Below are 19,536 nucleotides of genomic sequence, written 5' to 3' on the forward strand. Positions count from 1 at the left end.
GTGCCCGCGATAGGTTGCCCTCATGCCCCTGCTCTACGTGACCGACCTGGCGTACCCCGCACGCGGCCGCCGCTACTGCGACGAGGACATATTCCTCACGTCCCGGCTGCGCGCCGAATTCGGCCTGGCCCTGTGCCATCCCGCGGACGCGGAGGCCATGCTGCCGCTCGGCTTCGACGCGGTGATCGTCCGCAACAGCGGCCCGGTCCTGCACTACCAGGAGGCCTACGACTCCTTCCGCGCGGCCGCCCTCGCCGCCGGAGCCCGCGTCTACAACCCGCTCACCGGCCGGGCCGACATGGCGGGCAAGCAGTACCTCCTCGACCTGACGGCCGCCGGCTACCCGGTCATCCCGACGATCGACGACCCCGCCCGGCTGGCGGAACTGCCGCAGGTGCCGCAGTACGCGGTCAAGCCGAAGCAGGGCGCCGACTCCATCGGCCTCACCTTCACCGCGACACCGGACGGCCCGGCCGGGGCCGTGCTGATCCAGCCGCGCATCGACTTCACGTACGAGGTGTCCTTCTACTTCGTCGACGACGCCTTCCAGTACGCGCTGTACGCCCCCGATCCGGACCGCCGCTGGGAGCTGGAGCTCTACACCCCGACCGAGGCGGACCTGGCCTTCGCCCGGTCCTTCGTCGACTGGAACACCCTCGACCACGGCATCCAGCGCGTCGACGCCTGCCGGGCGCCGTCCGGCGAACTGCTCCTCGTCGAGCTGGAGGACCTGAACCCGTACCTCTCCCTGGACCTCGTCCCGGCGCCGGTGCAGGACGCCTTCGTCGGCGCGCTCACAAGATCCCTCCACACCTTCCTCAGCACCACCGCCTGATGTCAGACCCGGCTGCCAGGCTTTCCCCATGGACAAGCAGACGTTCTGGAAGCTGATCGAGACGGCCCGCGCCGACGCGGATCCGCAGGAGGTGTCCGCCCGCGCGGCCGAGCTCCTCGCGGGCCGGCCGGAGCCGGAGATAGCGGCGGCCCAGCAGGTGCTGTGGGACCTGCTGGCGGAGTCCTACCGGGCGCCGCTCTGGGCCGCGGCCTACGTGATCAACGGCGGCTGCTCGGACGACGGCTTCGACTACTTCCGCGGCTGGCTCCTCACCCAGGGCCAGGAGACCTTCGAGACGGCCCTGACCGACCCCGACTCCCTGGCCGCGCACCCGGCGGTGGCCGGGGCCGCGGCCGAGGGCCTGGACCTGGAGGACGAGGGCGCCCTCTCGATCGCCTGGACCGCCTACGAGGCCGCCACCGGCCGCGAACTGCCCGCGGACTCCTTCACGATCAGCTACCCGGCCCTGGACCCGTCCTGGGACTTCGACTTCGACGACACCGACGAGACATCGGCCCGACTGCCCCGGCTGAGCGCCCTCTTCGACTACTCGTAGCGGTACTGGAGGGACTCGCGCTCCTGCTGCCGGATCTCCTCGATCGTCAGACCGGGGAGATCCAGGTGGGAGAGGGTGATCTCGGCGGAGCTCGGGACGGCGTCCTCGGCGAGCCACTGCCCGGGCTTCCACGCGTTGCTGCGCAGGAACGCCTTCGGACAGTGCTGGTAGGCCTCCTCGACCTCCACCACGATCGCGCTCCGCGGCGGCTTGCCGACGGCGGTCAGCTGCTCCAGCAACCGCGGATCGGCGGACACGCAGGCCCGCCCGTTCACCCGCAGGGTGGTGGTCCGCCCGGGGATGACGAAGATCAGCCCGGCCCGGCCCGTCTCCACGATGTTGTGGGCGGTGTCGAGCCGCTTGTTGCCGGTGGCGTCGGGCAGCGCGAGGGTGAACTCGTCCAGCACGGCCACGAATCCGGGCGGCCCGCCCCGGGGCGTCACATCGCAGGTCCCGTCGGCCCCGGCACTGGCGACGAACACCAGCGACGACCGCCCGATGACGGCCCGCGCGGCCTCGTGGATCCGGTCCACGGCCTTGCGGCGGGCCATCTCGCCGGGATGTTCGTAGAGCTCGCGCAACCCGTCGGTGCTCCGGACGGCGGTGGCGCTCACGGCATCGAATATCCGCCCGCTCGGCGGCGTGCTGACTGTCACGTCCCGCACGCTACCGGGCGCGGCTACAGCCCGCTGGTGTCCAGCTCGATCCCGAACGGCTCGGGCAACCGCACCGGCGTCCCGAAGGGGTGCGGCCCGTCCACCTTGGTGTACCCGAGCCGCCCGGGCAGTGCGAACAGCGTGACGGTCGCCTCCACCCGGTCGACCAGCAGGTACAGCGGTGCCCCGTACTCGGCGTACCGCTTGCGCTTGACGACACGTCGGTCTCGGCGTTGGACTCGGACGTGATCTCGACGACGAGCAGCACCTGGTCCGGCAGGAGAGCGCTGCCCCCCTTCGCCAGTGCCTTGGGAACGACGGCAAGGTCGGGCACGTACCAATTCGGTGAGCCCGGGAGGTCCAGGTTGCCCGAGCCGGTGACGCAGTCCAGCTCCTTGACCCGCGGTCGGATCTGATCGCGGATCTCTTCGGCCGCGTTCTCGTGGTCCCAGCTCGGTGTCACATTGCTGATGACCCCTTCGACGATCTCGGTGCGGTCCCCGCTGTGGTGCTGGATGGCGTACTTCAGCGCGCTCGGGATCGACGCCTTCGCTGTAGTCGTGCGGGGTGGGCATTCCGGACGCCTCCCTTGCTTCCTGGGAGCAGGCTCCCACGGGGTCCCGCCGCCCGTCGTCACCCCCGCGGGTGCACTTCGCGCAGCGGACGTCAGTCGCCGACCTGGTCTTCCACGCGGTGGCGGATGTACTCGTCGGGATGGGACCGGGCGATCGCCACCGCCTCGTCCACCAGGTCGTGCAGCTCCGCCGGGTACGAGGACTTCCGCAGCGGCAGCAGCGGGAGGACGCAGCGCCGGACGTCCACGTGCTCGTTGTGCACGAACTCGCGCAGCGCGGCCTCGTACCACTCGTTCACCACGTCCGTGCCGTCGTCGGCCGGAGCCGGGTGCTCCGCCCGCACGAGCGGCATCCGAAGGTCCAGGGCCGACCAGTACCAGGCCCGCGCGGCGCCCGCCCGCTCGGGATCCGTGCCGGTGAGCAGGTAGGCGAGCAGCGCGGCCTGGACCCGCCGGTGGCCGAAGGCGTTCAGGGCCGGCTCGACGAACTGACGGTTGAAGCTCGGGTTGGGGTCGTGGACCGCCGCCCTGAGCAGTGCGTCGAAGGCCTCGTCGGAAAGGGTCACGCCGTCACGCCAGACCTCGCGCAACCCCGCCCTGGCACCGTGCTCCCAGGTGAGTCCGCCGGCGGACTCCGACCCGGCGGGCACGTCGAGCCCGAGGACCCGTACGACGTCCGCCAGCGCCCCGGCGAACGCCTCCCGCCGGTCCTCCGTACGCCCGGGCAGCGCCATGAAGCCTGCCGTCCTGCCGTCCTCGGTCATCCGTCGCTCCCCCGTCGCAGGCCGTGCTCTGCCGTATGCGCGTGATCCGATGTTCATACCCGGATGGCAAGCTTGAAGCATGAACGATGCCGCCCCGGCGCCCACCCCCGCGCCCGCGCCCCGCCGTGCCCGTGTCCGTGCCCCCGAGCTGATCGGCAAGGGCGGCTGGCTCAACACCGGCGGGAAAGACCTGAGCCTCGCCGACCTGCGGGGACGCATTGCGATCCTCGATTTCTGGACCTTCTGCTGCATCAACTGCCTGCACGTCCTAGACGAGCTGCGCGAGCTGGAGGAGAAGCACCGCGACACCGTCGTGATCATCGGCGTGCACTCCCCGAAGTTCGTGCACGAGGCCGAGCACGCCGCCGTCGTCGATGCCGTCGAGCGGTACCAGGTGCACCACCCGGTGCTGGACGATCCCGAGCTCGCCACCTGGAAGCAGTACGCCGTACGCGCCTGGCCCACGCTCGTCGTGATCGACCCCGAGGGGTACATCGTCGCCCAGCACGCCGGTGAGGGGCACGCGCACGCCCTCGCCCGCCTGGTCGAGGAGCTGGAGGCCGAGCACGAGGCCAAGGGCACCCTGCGGCGCGGCGACGGGCCGTACGTGGCGCCCGAGCCGGTGGCCGGCGCCCTGCGGTTCCCCGGGAAGGCGCTGCTGCTGCCGTCCGGGAACCTGCTGGTCTCCGACTCCACCCGGCACCAGCTCGTGGAGCTGGCCGCCGACGGCGAGAGCGTCGTGCGCCGCATCGGCAGCGGCGAGCGCGGCTTCGCCGGGGACAGCTTCAGCGAGCCGCAGGGCCTCGCGCTGCTGCCCGACGGCAGGGTCGTCGTCGCCGACACCGTCAACCACGCGCTGCGCACCTACGACCCGGCCACCGGGCACGTGGAGACCGTCGCCGGGACGGGCCGGCAGTGGTGGCAGGGGTCGCCGACCTCCGGGCCGGCGCTGGAGGTGGACCTGTCCTCGCCCTGGGACGTGGCCTGGTGGCAGGACCGGGTCTGGATCGCCATGGCCGGTGTGCACCAGCTGTGGACCTGGGACCCGGCGGCCGGGACGGTCGAGGTCGCGGCCGGTACGACCAACGAGGGGCTGCTCGACGGGCCGGCCGCCGAGGCCTGGTTCGCCCAGCCCTCGGGGCTCGCGGCCGTCGGCGACCGGCTGTGGATCGCCGATTCCGAGACCAGCGCCCTGCGCTACGTGGAAGCCGGAGACGACGGGTACGTCGTCAAGTCGGCCGTCGGCACCGGGCTGTTCGACTTCGGGCACCGGGACGGCGACGCCGCCCAGGCCCTGCTCCAGCACCCGCTCGGCGTGACCGCCCTGCCCGACGGCTCGGTCGCGGTGTGCGACACGTACAACCACGCGCTGCGCCGCTACGACCCGGCCTCCGGCCAGGTCTCGACCCTGGCGACCGACCTGCGCGAGCCCAGCGACGCCGTGCTGGTGGGCGAGGACATCGTGGTCGTCGAGTCGGCCCGGCACCGGCTGACCCGCCTGCGCCTCCCGGAGGAGGCGGTCCGGGTGGACGCGGTCGCCCACCGTACGCAGCGGGCCGCCACCGAGGTGGCGCCCGGCACGCTCCGCCTCGACATCGTCTTCCAGGCGCCGGGCGGGCAGAAGCTCGACACCCGGTACGGGCCCTCCACCCGGCTGCTCGTCTCCTCGACACCGCCCGAGCTGCTGGCGGACGGCGAGGGCGCCGGGACGGACCTGTTCCGGGAGCTCGCGCTGAACCCGGACGTCACCGAGGGCGTCCTGCACGTCTCGGCGATGGCGGCGTCCTGCGACGACGACCCCGCCAACGAGTACCCGGCCTGCCACGTCCACCAGCAGGACTGGGGCGTGCCCGTCCGCGTCACCGCCGACGGCGCCTCCCGGCTGCCCCTCGTCCTCGCGGGGATGGACGCCGAGGGGTAGCCGGCACCGGCCTTCCTGGTGGCCTTCCTGGGGACTCAGCCCTCCAGGAAGGCCACCAGGGCGTTCGCGAGCAGGAACGGGTCGTCCGCGCCGCACAGTTCGCGGGCGCTGTGCATCGAGAGGATCGCGACGCCGATGTCCACGGTCTGAATGCCGTGGCGGGCGGCGGTGATCGGGCCGATCGTGGTGCCGCACGGCATCGAGTTGTTGGAGACGAAGGTCTGCCACGGCACGCCGGCCCGCTCGCACGCGGCGGCGAACACGGCGCGCCCGCTGCCGTCTGTGGCGTACCGCTGGTTGACGTTGACCTTCAGGATCGGTCCGCCGTTGGCGCGCGGGTGGTGCGTCGGGTCGTGCCGCTCACCGTAGTTGGGGTGCACGGCGTGTCCGGTGTCCGAGGACAGGCAGATGGTGCCCGCGAAGGCCCGCGCGCGGTCCTCGTACGAGCCCCCGCGGGCGAAGACTGAACGTTCCAGCACGTTGCCCAGCAGCGGGCCGTCCGCGCCCGTGTCGGACTGCGAGCCGTTCTCCTCGTGGTCGAAGGCGGCCAGCACCGGGATGTGGTCGAGCTTGCCGGCGGCGGAGACCGCGGCCAGCGCCGCGACGCCCGCGTGCACCGACAGCAGGTTGTCCATGCGCGGGCCGGCCACCAGCTCGCGGTCACGGCCCAGGTACGACGGCGGCTCGATGGAGTGGACCATCAGGTCCCAGCCGGCCACCGAACCCTGGTCCAGGCCCTCTTCCTCCTCCAGGAAGGAGATCAGGTCGCCCTCCTGCACATCGCCCAGCCCCCAGATCGGCTGCATGTGCCGCTGCTTGTCGAGCTTGAGGCCGTCGCTGTTCACCGACCGGTCCAGGTGCACGGCGAGTTGGGGAACGCGCAGCAGTGCGCGGTCCACGTTCACCAGGCGCTCGGTGCCGTCGCGCAGGGTCAGCCGCCCGGCCAGTCCCAGGTCGCGGTCCAGCCAGGTGTTGAGCAGGGTGCCGCCGTAGATCTCGACGGCGATCTGCCGCCAGCCCTGCGAGCCCGTGTCCGGCAGCGGCTTGACCCGCAGGTTCGGGGAGTCGGTGTGCGCGCCGACGATCCGGAACGGGGTGTGTGCGGCCGCGCCTTCGGGGACGAACCAGGCGATGAGCGCACCGCCGCGGAGCACGAACTTGCCCCCGGTGCCCGCATCCCAGGCGTCCGTTTCCGACAACTGCCTGAAGCCTGCCTTCTCCAGCCGCTCCGCCGCGTTGGCCACGGCGTGGTACGGCGACGGACTGGCCGTCAGGAAGGTCATCAGATCGTCGGTGTGGCCGCGGTCGAAGCGGGCGGGAGAGCTCATCGTATTTCCCTTGTGTGGAAGCCCCCGGCTTCAGCCGGGTGAGGAAACGCAGTTCCGGCTCGGAGCCTCGCTGTGGCGAACTGCCGCAGCGTGAGGCTGTGACCTGTGCTTGTGTTCGGATCGTGAGCGACCGTAGCCTCCACGGTGGGTTTCCTTCCGTGAAGCGGTCGTTCAAGTACCGTTTCTATCCGACGGACGCGCAGGCCGTGGAACTGTCGCGGACGTTCGGTTGTGTGCGGAAGGTCTGCAACCCGGCTCTCGCCGCCCGTGCCGAAGCCTGGAAGGCGGGCGGCGAGCGGATGGGCTACGGGCAGACATCGGCCATGCTCACCGCGTGGAAGAAGACCGGGGAGCCGGCCTTTCCGGCGACGGTGTCCTCGGTACCGCTGCAGCAGGCGCTGCGCCACCTGCAGTCGGCGTTCGTGACGTTCTGGACGTTCTGGGAGAAGCGGTCCCGGTACCCGCGATTCAAGTCGAAGCGGAAGTCGCGTGCCTCCGCCGAGTACACCCGCAGCGGGTTCCGCTGCGCGGAGGGCCGGGTGCGGCCGGCGAAGACGGATGAGCCGGCCAGTAAGAACCGGATCAAGGCTCGCACCCGTGCGGCGCTGTGCTCGGCTTGCGGGGCGATCGCCGACGCGATGCCCCTGAGCGTCCGCGAGTGGACCTGTGCGAGCTGCGGGACCGCTCACGACCGGGACGGGAACGCCGCGCTCAATTCTCTGGCCGCCGGGCCGGCGGCTGCTGCCTGTGGAGCGGATGTGAGACCTCATCGGGAGTCCTCCTCTCGGTCGGGGCGGTCCGTGGCGCAACAGGAATCCCCACTCGTGAGTGTGGGAATCCCCTCCCGCTAGGGAGGGGAGGAAGCCAAGTGGTTCACCTTAACGAGCGTCGGTTTCGTGTTCGTCATGGCCGGACCGTGCGACAGCCGGGAGATCTGGTTCCGCGCCCGTCGCCTCTGCGGTCCCGTCGGATTTCAGCCCGGCGGACGCTCGAATCGGCGCTGCAGCTGCCTGCGCTCGCCCCGGCGGATGCGCGGGAGCATCTCCGGGGTCTGCGGGGAGCGCTGCGCGCGTCTTTTGCGTCCGGCGCAGAAGATACAGGCCTCGCCGGGAGGAGCGTCGGGGTCGATCGGCGCGCCGGGATGTTCGGCGCATCCCGAGGCGTTGCGCGGCCGGGAGAGCTCGCGGGCGACGATGAAGGCGCGGTGGAGGTCGTCGGCGATGCGGACGAAGTCCTCGGCGGGCGAGGACAGGCTCAGGTGGAACCGCTGGTCCTCGACGGTACGCACGTACGTGCGCAGCCGCTGGAGCGTGTACGGGGGGTCCGGTACGGGGTAGCCCAGGCGCCGCTGCTCTCCGGCGGGGGCGGCGGGCGGGCCGCCGTGCCGGCGCGCTCCGAGGCGCCGCCGGTCGTTGCAGATGAGGCAGCGGCCCCAGCCTTCGGGTGCCTCGGGGTCGAGGGCGCCGTTGGGGTGCTCGGGGCAGCCGGTGTAGCTCTTGGCGGGAGCCAGTCCGGTGGCGGTCTGGAAGGCAACGTACAGCGCGTCGGCGATGGTGTCGTACTCGGCGGGGTGGGCGCCGTCGTACAGCTCGCGCAGGTGGTCGCCGAGACTGCCCAGGCTCGCCTGCAGCTCCTTGAGGGCGTACGGACGCCCGGTGGGGACGGAGTACCCCCTGCTGCCGTGCTGATCCTGTGGACTCATGTGTACGAGCGTCCCATGAACGACTGACATCGGGGAAAGGCGCAGGACAGGGGCCTGGGGCCGGGTACGCGGCAGCGGCCGGGCCCCTGTGCGGGGGCCCGGCCGCTGGTGCGTGTGCGCGGCGGTGGCGCGACCGGCCTAGAAGGCGGCCTCGTCGAGCTCCATGAGGGAGTTGTCGACGACCTCGGCCAGCGCGCGGGCGACCGAGACGTTCGGCAGGACCTGGGACGCGAAGAACTTCGCGGCGGCGATCTTGCCGGTGTAGAAGGGGACGTCCTTCGGGGCGGCGGTCGCCAGCTTCTCGGCGGCCACGGCAGCGCCCTTGAGCAGCAGGTATCCGACGACCACGTCACCGGAGGCCATCAGCAGGCGGGTGGTGTTCTGGCCGACCTTGTAGATGTTCTTGACGTCCTCGCCGGTGGCGGTGAGGTCGACGATCATCTGGCCGACGATGGCCTCCAGGTCGACGGCGGCCTTGGCGAGCGCGTCGCGGGCGCCGGCCAGCTCCTCGCCGCCGACGGCCTCGGCCAGGAACTTCTTGATCGTCTCGGAGAGGACGTTCAGGGAGGCGCCCTGGTCGCGGACGATCTTCCGGAAGAAGAAGTCCTGGCCCTGGATGGCCGTGGTGCCCTCGTAGAGGGTGTCGATCTTGGCGTCGCGGATGTACTGCTCGATCGGGTACTCCTGCAGGTACCCGGAGCCGCCGAAGGTCTGCAGGGACTGCGCGAGCTGCTCGTAGGACTTCTCGGAGCCGTAGCCCTTCACGATCGGCAGGAGCAGGTCGTTCAGGCCGATCTCGGCGGAGGCGTCCTCGCCCGCGGCCTGCTTGACCTGGATCTCGTCCTGCACGGAGGCCGTGTAGAGGACCAGGGCGCGCATGCCCTCGGCGTAGGCCTTCTGCGTCATGAGCGAGCGGCGCACGTCGGGGTGGTGCGTGATGGTGACCTTGGGCGCGGTCTTGTCCATGAAGTTCGCCAGGTCCGGGCCCTGCACGCGCTCCTTGGCGTACTCCAGCGCGTTCAGGTAGCCGGTGGAGAGGGTGGCGATGGCCTTCGTGCCGACCATCATGCGGGCGAACTCGATGATCATGAACATCTGGCGGATGCCGTCGTGCTTGTCACCGATCAGCCAGCCCTTGGCGGGGTGCTGGTCGCCGAAGGTCATCTCGCACGTGTTGGAGGCCTTGAGGCCCATCTTGTGCTCGACGTTCGTGGCGTAGACGCCGTTGCGCTCGCCCAGCTCGCCGGTCTCCCAGTCGAAGTGGAACTTCGGGACGAGGAAGAGGGACAGGCCCTTGGTGCCCGGGCCGTGGCCCTCGGGGCGCGCGAGGACGTAGTGGAGGATGTTCTCCTCCATGTCGTGCTCACCGGACGTGATGAAGCGCTTCACGCCCTCGATGTGCCAGGAGCCGTCCGCCTGCTGGATCGCCTTGGTGCGGCCGGCGCCGACGTCCGAGCCGGCGTCCGGCTCGGTGAGGACCATGGTGGAGCCCCAGCGCTTGTCGACGGCTATCTGCGCGACCTTCTTCTGCGCCTCGTTGCCCTCTTCGAAGAGGATGCCGGCGAACGCCGGGCCGGAGGAGTACATCCAGATGGCCGGGTTCGAGCCGAGCAGCAGCTCCGCGTAGGCCCAGATCAGGGAGCGGGGCGAGGTGGTGCCGCCGATCTCCTCGGGCAGGCCCAGGCGCCAGTACTCCGACTCCATGAAGGCTTCGTAGCTCTTCTTGAAGGAGGCGGGGACGGGCGCGGTGTTGGTGGCCGGGTCGAAGACCGGCGGGTTGCGGTCGGCGTCCTCGAAGGAGGCGGCCAGCTCGTTCTCGGCGAGGCGGGCGATCTCGGACAGGACGCTCTTGGCGGTCTCGGTGTCCATCTCCTCGAACGGACCGGTGCCGTACTGCTTGTCGCGGCCGAGCACCTCGAAGAGGTTGAACTCGATGTCGCGGAGATTCGACTTGTAGTGCCCCATGGCGACGGCTCCGTTAAGGCTCGGGGAGACAGGGTTCCTCGTACATACCAATCGGTAACGTAATGATGCTACCCGTCGGTAATAAGACGCAACCCCTGACGACTGTGACCAGCGTCAAGCCTGGCGGGAAATACGTGTCCGACGGCGAGTGGCCGGTCGGTAGGCTTCGCCCCATGTACGGCTACGACCAGAACGTGAGCGCGGGGCACGCGGGGCAGCAGCAGTACGCCGCCCCGCAGCAGATGGCCGGCGGTTACGCCGAGCAGCCGCTCTACCCCGAGCCCTCGCCACCGTCGCTCGCCGACGCCGTGCGGGCCTTCACCACGGGGTCCCTCTCCGCCGAGGACTTCCAGCAGATCTTCGCCACCTCGAAGGTCTACTGCCCGCGCGGCGACACCCCCGGATTCCTGGCGCTGCACAACACGCAGCACCCGGTCATCCCCATGTTCACCACGCTCAAGGAGCTGCGCCGGTACGCCGGCAAGGAGTCCAAGTACTTCGTGATCACCGGCGCCGAGGTGATCGACCTGCTGCCGACCGGGTACGGCTTCGTCCTCGACATGGAGGGCGACCACCGGATGGTCTTCGACGCGAAGGCCGTCGAGCAGATGGTCGACTTCGCGATGCGCCGGATGTATGGCTAGACGACATGGCTGCGTAGACGGCTAGCCGTAGACGTACCGGCTGACGCCTGACGGGGGGCGGATCGTGCTGCGCGTGCACTTCACGGCGGAGGACCTGCTCAACGTCACCTTCGCGAGCGAGCCGCTGCCGCTGGTGGAGCTGGGCATGGCGATGGTCGCCTGGCAGCGCACCGACGAACAGGCCGTTTTCGGCCGCTGGCGCAACCGTGTCGGCCGGGAGCTGCCCGGCCGCGCCCGCCCGCTGCTCGACCTCCTGCGCCCCGACGGCGACAACCCCCAGTTCGTCGAGCCGTACGCCCGCACCCTGGAGGAGGGGCTGGCCGTGGTCCGGGAGGCCGGCCCGCTCCTGACCTCGGGCGAGCTGCACCGCGTCGCCGCCCGGGCCCCCGGCTCCGCGTCCTGGCTGCGCGCCCTGTGGGCCCAGGACCACGAGGCATGGGACCAGCTCGGCGGCGCGCTGCGGTCCGCGTACGAGGTGGTCGTCGCCCCGCACTGGCCGCGGATCCGGCAGTCCTTCCAGGCGGACGTGGCCTGGCGCAGCCGGCTGCTGGCCGCCCACGGCATCAAGGCGTGCCTGGCCGGCACACATCCGCTGGCCGCCTGGGCGGGCACGGTGCTGGAGGTGGACGGGCCGCCGCACTACGAGGTCCGCCTCGGCGGGCGCGGCCTGCTGCTGATGCCCTCGCCGTTCTGGACGGGCCGGCCGCTGCTCGCCGAGGGTCCGGACGGCCCGGACGGCAGGTGCGTGCTGCTCTACCCGGCGCTGACGCCCCTGCCCCTGGTCGGCCCGGGCCCGGCACAGGGGGCGCTGGACGCCCTGCTGGGCCGGACCCGGGCGGCCGTGCTCCAGTCGCTGATCGAGCAGCGCACGACCAGCGAGCTGGCCCGGGACCTCGACATCAGCCTCCCCTCGGCCTCCGAACACACCCGCACCCTGCGCGCGGCCGGCCTGATCACCACGGAGCGCGACGGCAAGGCGGTCCTGCACTCGGTGACGGGCCTGGGCGTGGACCTGCTCCACAGCGGCGGCTGAGGCTCACGGGGCTGCCCGGGCTCCCCGGGCTGCCCGGGCTCAGGGTGCCCGGGTGAGCAGCACCGGCATCGTCGTGACCTCGACCGTCCGGTCGGAGGGGAGGGCCGAGACGGTCCCGTCGAGGCGGCGCACCGCGCCGGTCTTCCGTGGCGCCGGGATGCGGGCGGTGCCCGTCTCGTGCCAGACGATCACCTGCTCGGCGCCGTCCCGGTCGAACCTGCACTGCCAGACGCCGACCGGCAGTCCGGCCGCCACCCCGTTCCCGCACGAGTGGATCCGCGTCCCGTGCACCCAGCGGCGCAGCTCCTCGACGTCCAGGGCGGCCCGGGTCGGCGGCTGCCCCTCCGGCTGCATCACGATCGGGACCTTGGTGCCGCCCCAGTTGTAGTAGTACATGCGCGGGTAGCGGGCGTAGAGGCCGACGAGGAAGAACCGGACGGCGTGGGCCGATGCGGTGGCCTCGTCCAGCGGCTTCTGCAGGGCGATCTCGTACGAGGCGCCGGTGCTCCACAGCCGGGGGTGCGCGCCGCCCCGGTGGAAGGCGCGGTCGATCTCCTGGATCATGCCGTGCAGCTGCTCGGGCGGGTCCGAGGCGCTGCGCTGGTACAGCTTGACGCCGGCGACGTCGCAGGAGTCGTAGGCGCGGAGCTCGGCGAACCGTTCCAGCGCGCGCAGGGCGTCCGGCTCCCAGAGCCGGCCCATGGACGGGCAGACGACGGTCGCGTCCGGGTCCACGGCGTCGAGCACGGCCTTCGCGGTGCGGGTCATCTCGGCCAGGGTTTCCAGGCTTCCGCTGAAGTAGCGCGTGTCGTTGCCCATGACCCACAGCTCGTACGCGTCGATGCGACCCCGGTAGCGGTCGGCCACGGCGGTGACGAACGCCTTCCAGTCGGCCGGATCGTCGGGCGGGCTCGTGCGGGAGCCGTCGTCGTACGCGGCCCGGGGGCCGTGCGGGCTCGCCCAGTCGGGGGTGCCGCCCATGGTGAAGACCACGGGCAGGCCGGCCTGGTTCGCGGCCGTGACGAGCCGGTCGAGGACGGACCAGTCGTAGACGCCGCGCCTCGGCTGGATGTTCGCCCACCTCGTACGGGTGTCCCAGAGCCGGACGGTGTCCACCTGGAAGGTGGGCATGGCGCCGGTGTTGGAGTTGAGGGTCATGCCGAAGAGGCCGTCGGACACCGGGGTCGGGGCCTGGGCCCAGGACGGTACCGCGGCTCCGGACCCGGACCCGGCTCCGGAGTCCGGGCCGGCGCCGACGGCCGGGAGGGGGCGACCCGGGGCCCACAGGGTCGCGGCGGGCGCGGAGCCGCTCAGCGAGGCCACGCACAGCAGGATGAAGGCCACGGAGGCGAGGGCCAGCCGGGCGCCGCCGCGGGGCCGTGGCACCGTTCGCGCGCCGGCCGGGGCCGGGCCCGCCTCCCGGGGCCCTGCCGCTGCCTGCGGCCCGTCTTCTGCCGCTGTCCCCGCTTCCACGGCCTCCCCCGTCCCCGGCTCCGCCGCGGACGGGGGTAACGGGTCCTCCGTGTCCGTGCCGGGTGCGGAGGCCGCCGCCCAGCAGCGGTAGAGGGCGGCCAGCTCGCGCGGGGTCGCGCCGCATATCCGGGCGATTCTCTCTGCCGTTCCGAACTCCACGGGAATGACGATTCCCCGGCAATAGCGGTGCACGGAAGAGCGGCTCATATGAGCCTTTCGGGCCAATGTTTCGTAGCTGTGGCCGCGGCGGTCCTTCAGGTCGGTCAGCAGATCTGCGAATTGCTGTCTGTGCTGTGCGGGGCGATCGCCGTCCGATGGCTCGCCCTCCGTCTTCCCCTCGACGGAAACGCTCACGAAAGATCCCCCCTCCGCGCGGGACGTTCGTCCCAGAGCGCGGAATCTCCGCAGGTCAGAGGGGATGTTCCATCCCCGCGTCCCAGATTAGTCCAATCCGTTGCCGCGCCGCAGGGCACTCTCGCAGGCTGTGTCGCAGCGGGGGTCGGGAACCGCCGCGGACAAAAGACCACAACGGAGGAATGAGAGACATGTCTCTGCTCGGCATGCGCCACCCGGCGAAATCCCTGACGGTCACGGCCGCCGCCGTCGCCGCCCTTTTCATGGCGGGAATTTCACCCGCGGCGGCGGCCGCCGATGGCGCCACCGGCCAGTCCTGCTCGTGGAATTGCGGGAGGCTGACGAATTCGACCGCGATCGGTCTCAGCGCCACGCTGGAATGGGGGGACGGGTCCTCCGACGAACCGCGCTGGCGATGGGAGCGCTGGGTGCCGTCCGGCACCTCCCTGGGCGGCAACGCCAGCCGGATCGACGTCGACGGCGTGTACATCCCGGGCGGATGCGTGGCGACCGGAGTGGTGTTCGGCGGGCTCTACAACCACCCCGTGGTGTGGGGCGCCGGCTGGCACAAGATCTCGGGCAACGAGAACGCGGCGCTCACCGGCATCGTCTGTTAGCCGTCGCCGCGCCCGGTCCTTTCGGTCAGGAACGAAACCATCGCGGCGCCCCCGCGCCGCGCCGGAACATCAGTGCCGCGGGGGAAACCACGGGGGCCCCGCACCTTCGGACGAGGAGACAGCGATGAGGGATACGACGGTCCGCACGAAGCTCGCCGCTCTGGCGGCGGCCGGGGTCATGGCGTTGGGTACGGGGGTCCTGGCGGCGTCGCCCGCGCACGCCGCGGGCACGTGGCACGGCTGCCCGTCCGGCGCCGTCTGCATCTACCCGCGGGACGCCGGCTGGAACAACGACAGGCCGTCCAACGTGTACTGGGAGGGCGTCTACAGGCTCTACAACCAGGAGGGGACGCACTTCATCGTCAACAACCAGACCGACGGCTGGGTCGACCGCCTCTGCTACGACTCCTACGGGAGCAACTGCGACTCGTACGTCCAGCCGCCCGGCACCACCTGGCAGGAGAACCTCTCCCCGATGAACTCGATCAAGCTCAGCAGGTACTAGTCGGGCAGGCTCGGCAGGTACTGGTCGGGCAGGCTCGGCAGGTACTGGTCGGACCCGAAGGCCCCGGGGGAATTTCCTCCGGGGCCTTCTCCGTTCTGCGAGGTGTGGCAGAAAGTTCGAGTTTCAACTAAACTCGACGCAGAAGGAGGTCCTGACCATGCCCGCAGTGACTGTTGAGAACCCGTTGACCCTTCCCCGCGTGGCCGAGCCGCAGGCCGCCGTCCCGCGCAAGGTGCTGGCCGTCGTCTCCGCTCCCGGTGGGTTCGAGGGCGAGGGATTCCCGGTGCGCCGCGCGTTCGCCGGGATCAACTACCAGTACCTCGACCCGTTCATCATGATGGACCAGATGGGTGAGGTGGAGTACGCGCCCGGTGAGCCCAAGGGCACGCCCTGGCACCCGCACCGCGGCTTCGAGACCGTCACGTACCTGATCGACGGAACCTTCGTCCACCAGGACAGCAACGGCGGCGGCGGCGTCATCAACGGCGGCGACACCCAGTGGATGACCGCCGGTTCGGGCCTCCTGCACATCGAGGCCCCGCCGGAGTCCCTCGTCGTGTCCGGCGGGCTGTTCCACGGCCTCCAGCTGTGGGTGAACCTCCCGGCCTCCGACAAGATGATGCCCCCGCGCTACCAGGACATCGGCGGCGGCCAGGTCCAGCTGCTGACCACCCCGGACGGCGGCTCCCTGCTCCGCGTCATCGCCGGTGAGCTGGACGGCCACCAGGGCCCGGGCATCACCCACACCCCGATCACGATGATCCACGCGACCGTCTCGCCGGGCGCGCAGATCACCCTGCCGTGGCGCGAGGACTTCAACGCGCTGGCGTACGTCATGGCCGGGCGCGGGTCCGTCGGCGAGGACCGCCGGCCCGTACAGACGGGGCAGACGGCCGTCTTCGGCGAGGGCGGCTCGCTCACGGTGCGGGCGGACGCGTCCCAGGACTCCAACGCCCCGGACCTGGAGGTCGTGCTCCTCGGCGGACGTCCGATCCGGGAGCCGATGGCGCACTACGGGCCGTTCGTGATGAACAGCAAGCACGAGCTGCAGCAGGCCTTCGACGACTTCCAGGCGGGCCGGCTGGGCCGCATCCCCACCACCGCGCGCACCGGCCTCGGCCACCGCGGCACGGGTGAGGCCGACCAGGACTGACCCGGAGGTCCGCTACGCGGGATCCACGGGCCCGGGCGCCGCATCTGCGGCGTACCGGGCCCGCAGTTCCGAGATCACCCCGAAGACGGCGGCGGTCAGCGGCACCGCCAGCAGCATCCCCAGGATCCCGGCGACGCTCGCGCCCGCGGTGATGGCCAGCATCACCACGGCCGGGTGCATCTGCACGGTGCGGCTCTGCACCACGGGCTGCAGTACGTAGCCCTCGATCATCTGGACCAGCAGTACCAGGCCCAGCGCCCACAGGCCGATGATCCAGCCCCGGTCGGCGAAGGCCACGAGCACGGCCACGGCGCCCGACAGGATGGCCCCGAGGTAGGGGATGTAGGCCGTCACGAAGACCAGGGCGGCCAGCCCCAGCGCACCCGGCACATCGAGGATCAGCAGACCCGCGCCGATCAGCACGGCGTCCACCAGGGCCACGAACGTGGTCCCGCGCATGAACCCCTCGACGGCCTCGAAGGCGCGCCGCCCCATCGCCTCCATCAGGTCGCCCGAGCGGCTCGGGACGAGGGAACGCAGGGTTCCCACGGCCCGGTCGGAGTCGCGCAGGAAGAAGAAGATCAGCACCAGCGCCAGCAGCACCATCGCGAGCATCGAGCCCACCACGCTGAGCCCCGCGACCACGCCCGAGGCGGCCGTGCCGCCGAACTTCGCGAGCAGGTCCTTGGAGTTCGCGGCGATGTCCTCCAGCGAGGTGCCCACCGCCCCGAAGTGCTCGGCGACCGTCTCGCCGGCCCGCCGCAGCGCGTCGACGATCTGGCCGCCGGTCTCGATGAGCGCGAGGACCACGATGTACGTGGCCCCGCCGACGACGGCGATCACGGCGAGGCAGGTCAGGGCCGCGGCCAGCGAGCGGTTCATCTTCATGCGGACCAGGCGCCGGTGCATCGGCCCGAGCAGGGCCGTGCCGAGCACGGCCAGCAGGACGGGCGTCACCACGGACTCGAAGACGGTGCACAGCCATACGGCGACGGCGAGGACCGCGGTGACGAGCAGGACGACGCCGCACCAGGCGGCGAGCCGCCGTACGGGCGCGGGCAGGAGGGGTTCGGACACCGCTGCATCCAATCACGCCCCGCCGCGCGCCCGTCCCGGGTCAGAACTCGGGGTCGGCGTCCGTCTTCGACTGCTCGTGCAGCTCGAACCAGATCGACTTGCCCTCGCCCCGCGGGTCCACGCCCCACGCGTCGGCCAGCATCTCCATCAGCAGCACCCCGCGGCCGCTGGAGGACATCTCCCCCGGCTGCCGCTTGTGCGGCAGCTCGTCGCTGCCGTCCGCGACCTCGACGCGCAGCCGGCGCGCGCCCAGCTCGCCGACCGCTTCCGCGACCAGCAGGGCGTCGCCGTCGGTGTGCGTCAGTACGTTCGTCACCATCTCGGAGACCATCAGCACCGCCGAGTCCACCTGGTCGGGGTCGGCCCAGTCGTGCAGCAGCTCCCGGATCTGCTGCCGCACGCCCGCGATCCGTTCGGGCTCCACCTGGGCCACGGTCAGCACGGTGCGGCGCACGGGCCGGGCCGGGTGCGGCAGCGCGGTGCCCGCGCCGCGCTCCGCGCGCTCGCGGCACAGCAGCACGACGGCTATGTCGTCCTCGCGGCGGTCGGCGAGCGGGCCGGTGGTGTGGTGCGAGGACGGCCCGTGCACGGCCTGGACCAGCAGGTCGGCCAGTCTCTCCAGCTGCGGGGGCGCGACGGGTCCGGCCGCGGCGGTGCCCGCTCCCGGGGCCTGCTCGTCGTAGGCGCTCTCGTGCGCGTCGGACTCCAGGACGGCCCGCAGCCGCGCCCAGCCGGTGTCGAGGTCGTGCCCGCCGGTCTCGATGAGCCCGTCGGTGCAGAGCATCATCGTCTCGCCGGGCTCCAGGGTGAACCGGGTGGTGGGGTAGTCGGTGTCAGGGACGATCCCGAGGGGCAGTCCGCCGGCGGTGGGGCGCATCAGGACGGTGCCGTCGGCCATCCGGATCGCGGGATCGGGGTGGCCCGCGCGGGCCACCTCCAGCATGCCGGTCTTCGGATCGCACTCCACGTACAGGCAGGTCGCGAACCGCGGGCTCTGGAAGTCGGAGTCCCGGCCGCCGTCGTCCCCGTACGGGTCGGACTCCGGCGAGGAGCACAGCCCGGCGAGGAAGCGGGAGGCGCGCGAGAGCACCGCGTCCGGCCGGTGGCCCTCGGAAGCGTACGCCCGCACGGCGATCCGCAGCTGGCCCATCAGCCCGGCCGCCCGCACGTCGTGGCCCTGCACGTCGCCGATGACCAGCGCGAACCTGCCCGACGGCAGCGGGATCATGTCGTACCAGTCGCCGCCGACCTGGAGCCCGCCGCCCGTCGGGACGTAGCGGGCCGCGATCCGCATGCCGGGGATCTCCGGGCCGAGCTGCGGCATCATCGACCGCTGCAGGCCGGTGGTGAGTTCCCGCTCGGATTCGGCCACCACGGCGCGCTGGAGCGCCTGGGCCAGCATCCGGGCCACGGTCGTCAGGACGGACCGCTCGTCGGGGGAGAAGGACGCCGGGTGCTTGAAGGCGGCCATCCAGGCGCCCATGGTCCGCCCGGCCACGATCAGCGGCAGGAAGGCCCAGGAGACCCGGTCGAAGCGCTGGGCGAGCGGCCAGGCGGCCGGGAAGCGCCGTTTGTAGTCCTCGGGGGTGGGCAGGTAGATCGCCCGGCCGGTGCGGACGACCTCCGCGGCCGGGTAGTTCGTCTCCAGCGGCATGTCGGAGAACCGGCCCTCGTCCCCCGGATCGTGCCCGTGGTGCCCGATGATCGACAGCCGGTCCCCGGCCACGCCGAAGACGGCCAGCCCGTCCGGGCTGAAACCGGGCATGGACAGCGAGGCGGCGACCCGCAGCACCTCGGCCGTCGACCGCGCCTCCGCCAGCGCGCGCCCCGCGTCCAGCAGGAAGGCCTCGCGGGAGCGCCGCCAGTCGCCCGTGATGGGGGTGTGGGCGGCCGTGGTGCCGGGCTGCGGCTCGGCGATCTCCTGGATGGTGCCGACCAGCTCGTAGTCCGTGGCCCCTTCGGGCGTCCGGTTCTCCATCGGTTTGGAGCGGCTGCGCACGGTCCGCAGCACCCGGCCGTCGACGTCCATGATCCGGAGCCGGGCCTCGGCGAGGGTGCCCTCGGCGACGGCCAGGTTCACGATCCCGTTGATCTCGTTCCAGTCCACCGGGTGGAAGCGGGACCGTACGGCGACCTCCGGCAGCACCACCGGTTCGGCGGGCAGCCCGAGGAGCCGGGCGGCCTCACTGTCGAGGGTGACCGTCCCGGAGGCGTTGTCCCATCGCCACAGGCCGGTCGCGATGGCGGCCAGAACGTCCTCGGTGCGCACCCGGCCATCTTTACAGGTCATATCCGATACGTGCCTGTTCGCCCGGACGACCGGACGCATTTGCGCAGGCTGGAGGGAGTGCCCGACCCGTCACCTTCCCGGACGGTAAC

17 protein-coding genes and 2 pseudogenes are annotated in these 19,536 nt (G+C 71.6%); 9 read left to right on the top strand and 10 right to left on the bottom strand.

What is annotated here, in order from left to right; all coding sequences use genetic code 11:
• Nucleotides 1-22 precede the first annotated feature (22 nt).
• Both ACFY0D_RS00610 and ACFY0D_RS00615 read left to right on the top strand, forming a co-directional pair.
• Nucleotides 23-835, top strand: coding sequence for a hypothetical protein (locus ACFY0D_RS00610; RefSeq protein WP_390796272.1), 813 nt, complete (start codon nucleotides 23-25; stop codon nucleotides 833-835).
• A gap of 28 nt (nucleotides 836-863) precedes the next feature.
• Nucleotides 864-1,391 carry a DUF4240 domain-containing protein gene (locus ACFY0D_RS00615; protein ID WP_390796273.1) on the top strand — a complete coding sequence of 176 codons (528 nt, stop codon included), beginning with the start codon at nucleotides 864-866 and terminating at the stop codon, nucleotides 1,389-1,391.
• Here ACFY0D_RS00615 and ACFY0D_RS00620 read toward each other — a convergent pair.
• The 3 genes and pseudogenes from ACFY0D_RS00620 to ACFY0D_RS00630 all read right to left on the bottom strand — a co-directional run bounded on the left by ACFY0D_RS00620 (nucleotide 1,382) and on the right by ACFY0D_RS00630 (nucleotide 3,385).
• The gene (locus ACFY0D_RS00620; RefSeq protein ID WP_390796274.1) at nucleotides 1,382-2,047 is read right to left on the bottom strand and encodes an MSMEG_1061 family FMN-dependent PPOX-type flavoprotein; all 666 of its coding nucleotides are present in this window, start codon (nucleotides 2,045-2,047) and stop codon (nucleotides 1,382-1,384) included. The genes ACFY0D_RS00615 and ACFY0D_RS00620 overlap by 10 nt on opposite strands.
• A gap of 23 nt (nucleotides 2,048-2,070) precedes the next feature.
• Nucleotides 2,071-2,622, bottom strand: a pseudogene (locus tag ACFY0D_RS00625) (Uma2 family endonuclease).
• 91 nt (nucleotides 2,623-2,713) lie between these two features.
• On the bottom strand, nucleotides 2,714-3,385 hold the full coding sequence (locus ACFY0D_RS00630) for a hypothetical protein (protein ID WP_390796275.1): 672 nt from the start codon (nucleotides 3,383-3,385) through the stop codon (nucleotides 2,714-2,716).
• Nucleotides 3,386-3,464: 79 nt separating this feature from the next.
• Between ACFY0D_RS00630 and ACFY0D_RS00635 the strand changes: the two genes are divergently transcribed.
• Nucleotides 3,465-5,306 carry an NHL domain-containing thioredoxin family protein gene (locus ACFY0D_RS00635; RefSeq protein ID WP_390796276.1) on the top strand — a complete coding sequence of 614 codons (1,842 nt, stop codon included), beginning with the start codon at nucleotides 3,465-3,467 and terminating at the stop codon, nucleotides 5,304-5,306.
• Nucleotides 5,307-5,341: 35 nt separating this feature from the next.
• Here ACFY0D_RS00635 and ACFY0D_RS00640 read toward each other — a convergent pair whose 3' ends face one another.
• Nucleotides 5,342-6,634, bottom strand: coding sequence for a M18 family aminopeptidase (locus ACFY0D_RS00640; RefSeq protein ID WP_390796277.1), 1,293 nt, complete (start codon nucleotides 6,632-6,634; stop codon nucleotides 5,342-5,344).
• A gap of 158 nt (nucleotides 6,635-6,792) precedes the next feature.
• On the opposite strand from ACFY0D_RS00640, the gene ACFY0D_RS00645 reads away from it, so the two are divergent.
• Entirely contained in the window at nucleotides 6,793-7,485 is a 693-nt protein-coding gene (locus ACFY0D_RS00645; RefSeq protein ID WP_390796563.1) for an RNA-guided endonuclease InsQ/TnpB family protein, read from the top strand.
• A 122-nt stretch (nucleotides 7,486-7,607) separates the two neighbouring features.
• Here the strand turns inward: ACFY0D_RS00645 and ACFY0D_RS00650 are convergent, their stop codons facing one another.
• Both ACFY0D_RS00650 and ACFY0D_RS00655 read right to left on the bottom strand, forming a co-directional pair.
• A complete protein-coding gene (locus tag ACFY0D_RS00650; protein ID WP_390796278.1) occupies nucleotides 7,608-8,336 on the bottom strand; it encodes a hypothetical protein in 729 nt (242 codons plus the stop codon).
• A 138-nt stretch (nucleotides 8,337-8,474) separates the two neighbouring features.
• Nucleotides 8,475-10,301, bottom strand: a complete 1,827-nt coding sequence (locus tag ACFY0D_RS00655; protein WP_390796279.1) for an acyl-CoA dehydrogenase — start codon at nucleotides 10,299-10,301, stop codon at nucleotides 8,475-8,477.
• Between the two features lie 173 nt (nucleotides 10,302-10,474).
• Here ACFY0D_RS00655 and ACFY0D_RS00660 point away from each other — a divergent pair, with 173 nt between their 5' ends.
• Together ACFY0D_RS00660 and ACFY0D_RS00665 are read left to right on the top strand one after the other, a co-directional pair.
• Complete coding sequence (locus ACFY0D_RS00660) at nucleotides 10,475-10,945, top strand: SseB family protein (protein WP_030714326.1); 471 nt, start codon at nucleotides 10,475-10,477, stop codon at nucleotides 10,943-10,945.
• A 73-nt stretch (nucleotides 10,946-11,018) separates the two neighbouring features.
• Nucleotides 11,019-11,978 carry a helix-turn-helix domain-containing protein gene (locus tag ACFY0D_RS00665; protein ID WP_390796280.1) on the top strand — a complete coding sequence of 320 codons (960 nt, stop codon included), beginning with the start codon at nucleotides 11,019-11,021 and terminating at the stop codon, nucleotides 11,976-11,978.
• Nucleotides 11,979-12,017: 39 nt separating this feature from the next.
• Here ACFY0D_RS00665 and ACFY0D_RS00670 read toward each other — a convergent pair whose 3' ends face one another.
• Both ACFY0D_RS00670 and ACFY0D_RS00675 read right to left on the bottom strand, forming a co-directional pair.
• Entirely contained in the window at nucleotides 12,018-13,364 is a 1,347-nt protein-coding gene (locus tag ACFY0D_RS00670; RefSeq protein ID WP_390796564.1) for a beta-galactosidase, read from the bottom strand.
• A gap of 189 nt (nucleotides 13,365-13,553) precedes the next feature.
• A pseudogene (locus ACFY0D_RS00675) lies at nucleotides 13,554-13,805 on the bottom strand (helix-turn-helix domain-containing protein); the annotation flags it as partial.
• A 191-nt stretch (nucleotides 13,806-13,996) separates the two neighbouring features.
• Between ACFY0D_RS00675 and ACFY0D_RS00680 the strand changes: the two are divergent.
• The 3 genes from ACFY0D_RS00680 (at nucleotide 13,997) to ACFY0D_RS00690 (ending at nucleotide 16,080) form a co-directional block, all read left to right on the top strand.
• Nucleotides 13,997-14,422 (top strand): hypothetical protein, encoded by a 426-nt coding sequence (locus ACFY0D_RS00680; RefSeq protein WP_390796281.1) that lies wholly within the window; start codon nucleotides 13,997-13,999, stop codon nucleotides 14,420-14,422.
• 124 nt (nucleotides 14,423-14,546) lie between these two features.
• Nucleotides 14,547-14,927, top strand: a complete 381-nt coding sequence (locus tag ACFY0D_RS00685; RefSeq protein WP_390796282.1) for a hypothetical protein — start codon at nucleotides 14,547-14,549, stop codon at nucleotides 14,925-14,927.
• A 157-nt stretch (nucleotides 14,928-15,084) separates the two neighbouring features.
• Complete coding sequence (locus ACFY0D_RS00690) at nucleotides 15,085-16,080, top strand: pirin family protein (protein ID WP_202186076.1); 996 nt, start codon at nucleotides 15,085-15,087, stop codon at nucleotides 16,078-16,080.
• 12 nt (nucleotides 16,081-16,092) lie between these two features.
• Here the strand turns inward: ACFY0D_RS00690 and ACFY0D_RS00695 are convergent, their stop codons facing one another.
• Together ACFY0D_RS00695 and ACFY0D_RS00700 are read right to left on the bottom strand one after the other, a co-directional pair.
• The gene (locus tag ACFY0D_RS00695) at nucleotides 16,093-17,157 is read right to left on the bottom strand and encodes an AI-2E family transporter (protein ID WP_390796283.1); all 1,065 of its coding nucleotides are present in this window, start codon (nucleotides 17,155-17,157) and stop codon (nucleotides 16,093-16,095) included.
• A 40-nt stretch (nucleotides 17,158-17,197) separates the two neighbouring features.
• Nucleotides 17,198-19,426 (bottom strand): SpoIIE family protein phosphatase, encoded by a 2,229-nt coding sequence (locus tag ACFY0D_RS00700; RefSeq protein ID WP_390796284.1) that lies wholly within the window; start codon nucleotides 19,424-19,426, stop codon nucleotides 17,198-17,200.
• Nucleotides 19,427-19,536: the final 110 nt, after the last annotated feature.

The sequence above is a fragment of the Streptomyces sp. NPDC001502 genome, assembly GCF_042894785.1.
Classification (GTDB): domain Bacteria; phylum Actinomycetota; class Actinomycetes; order Streptomycetales; family Streptomycetaceae; genus Streptomyces; species Streptomyces kutzneri.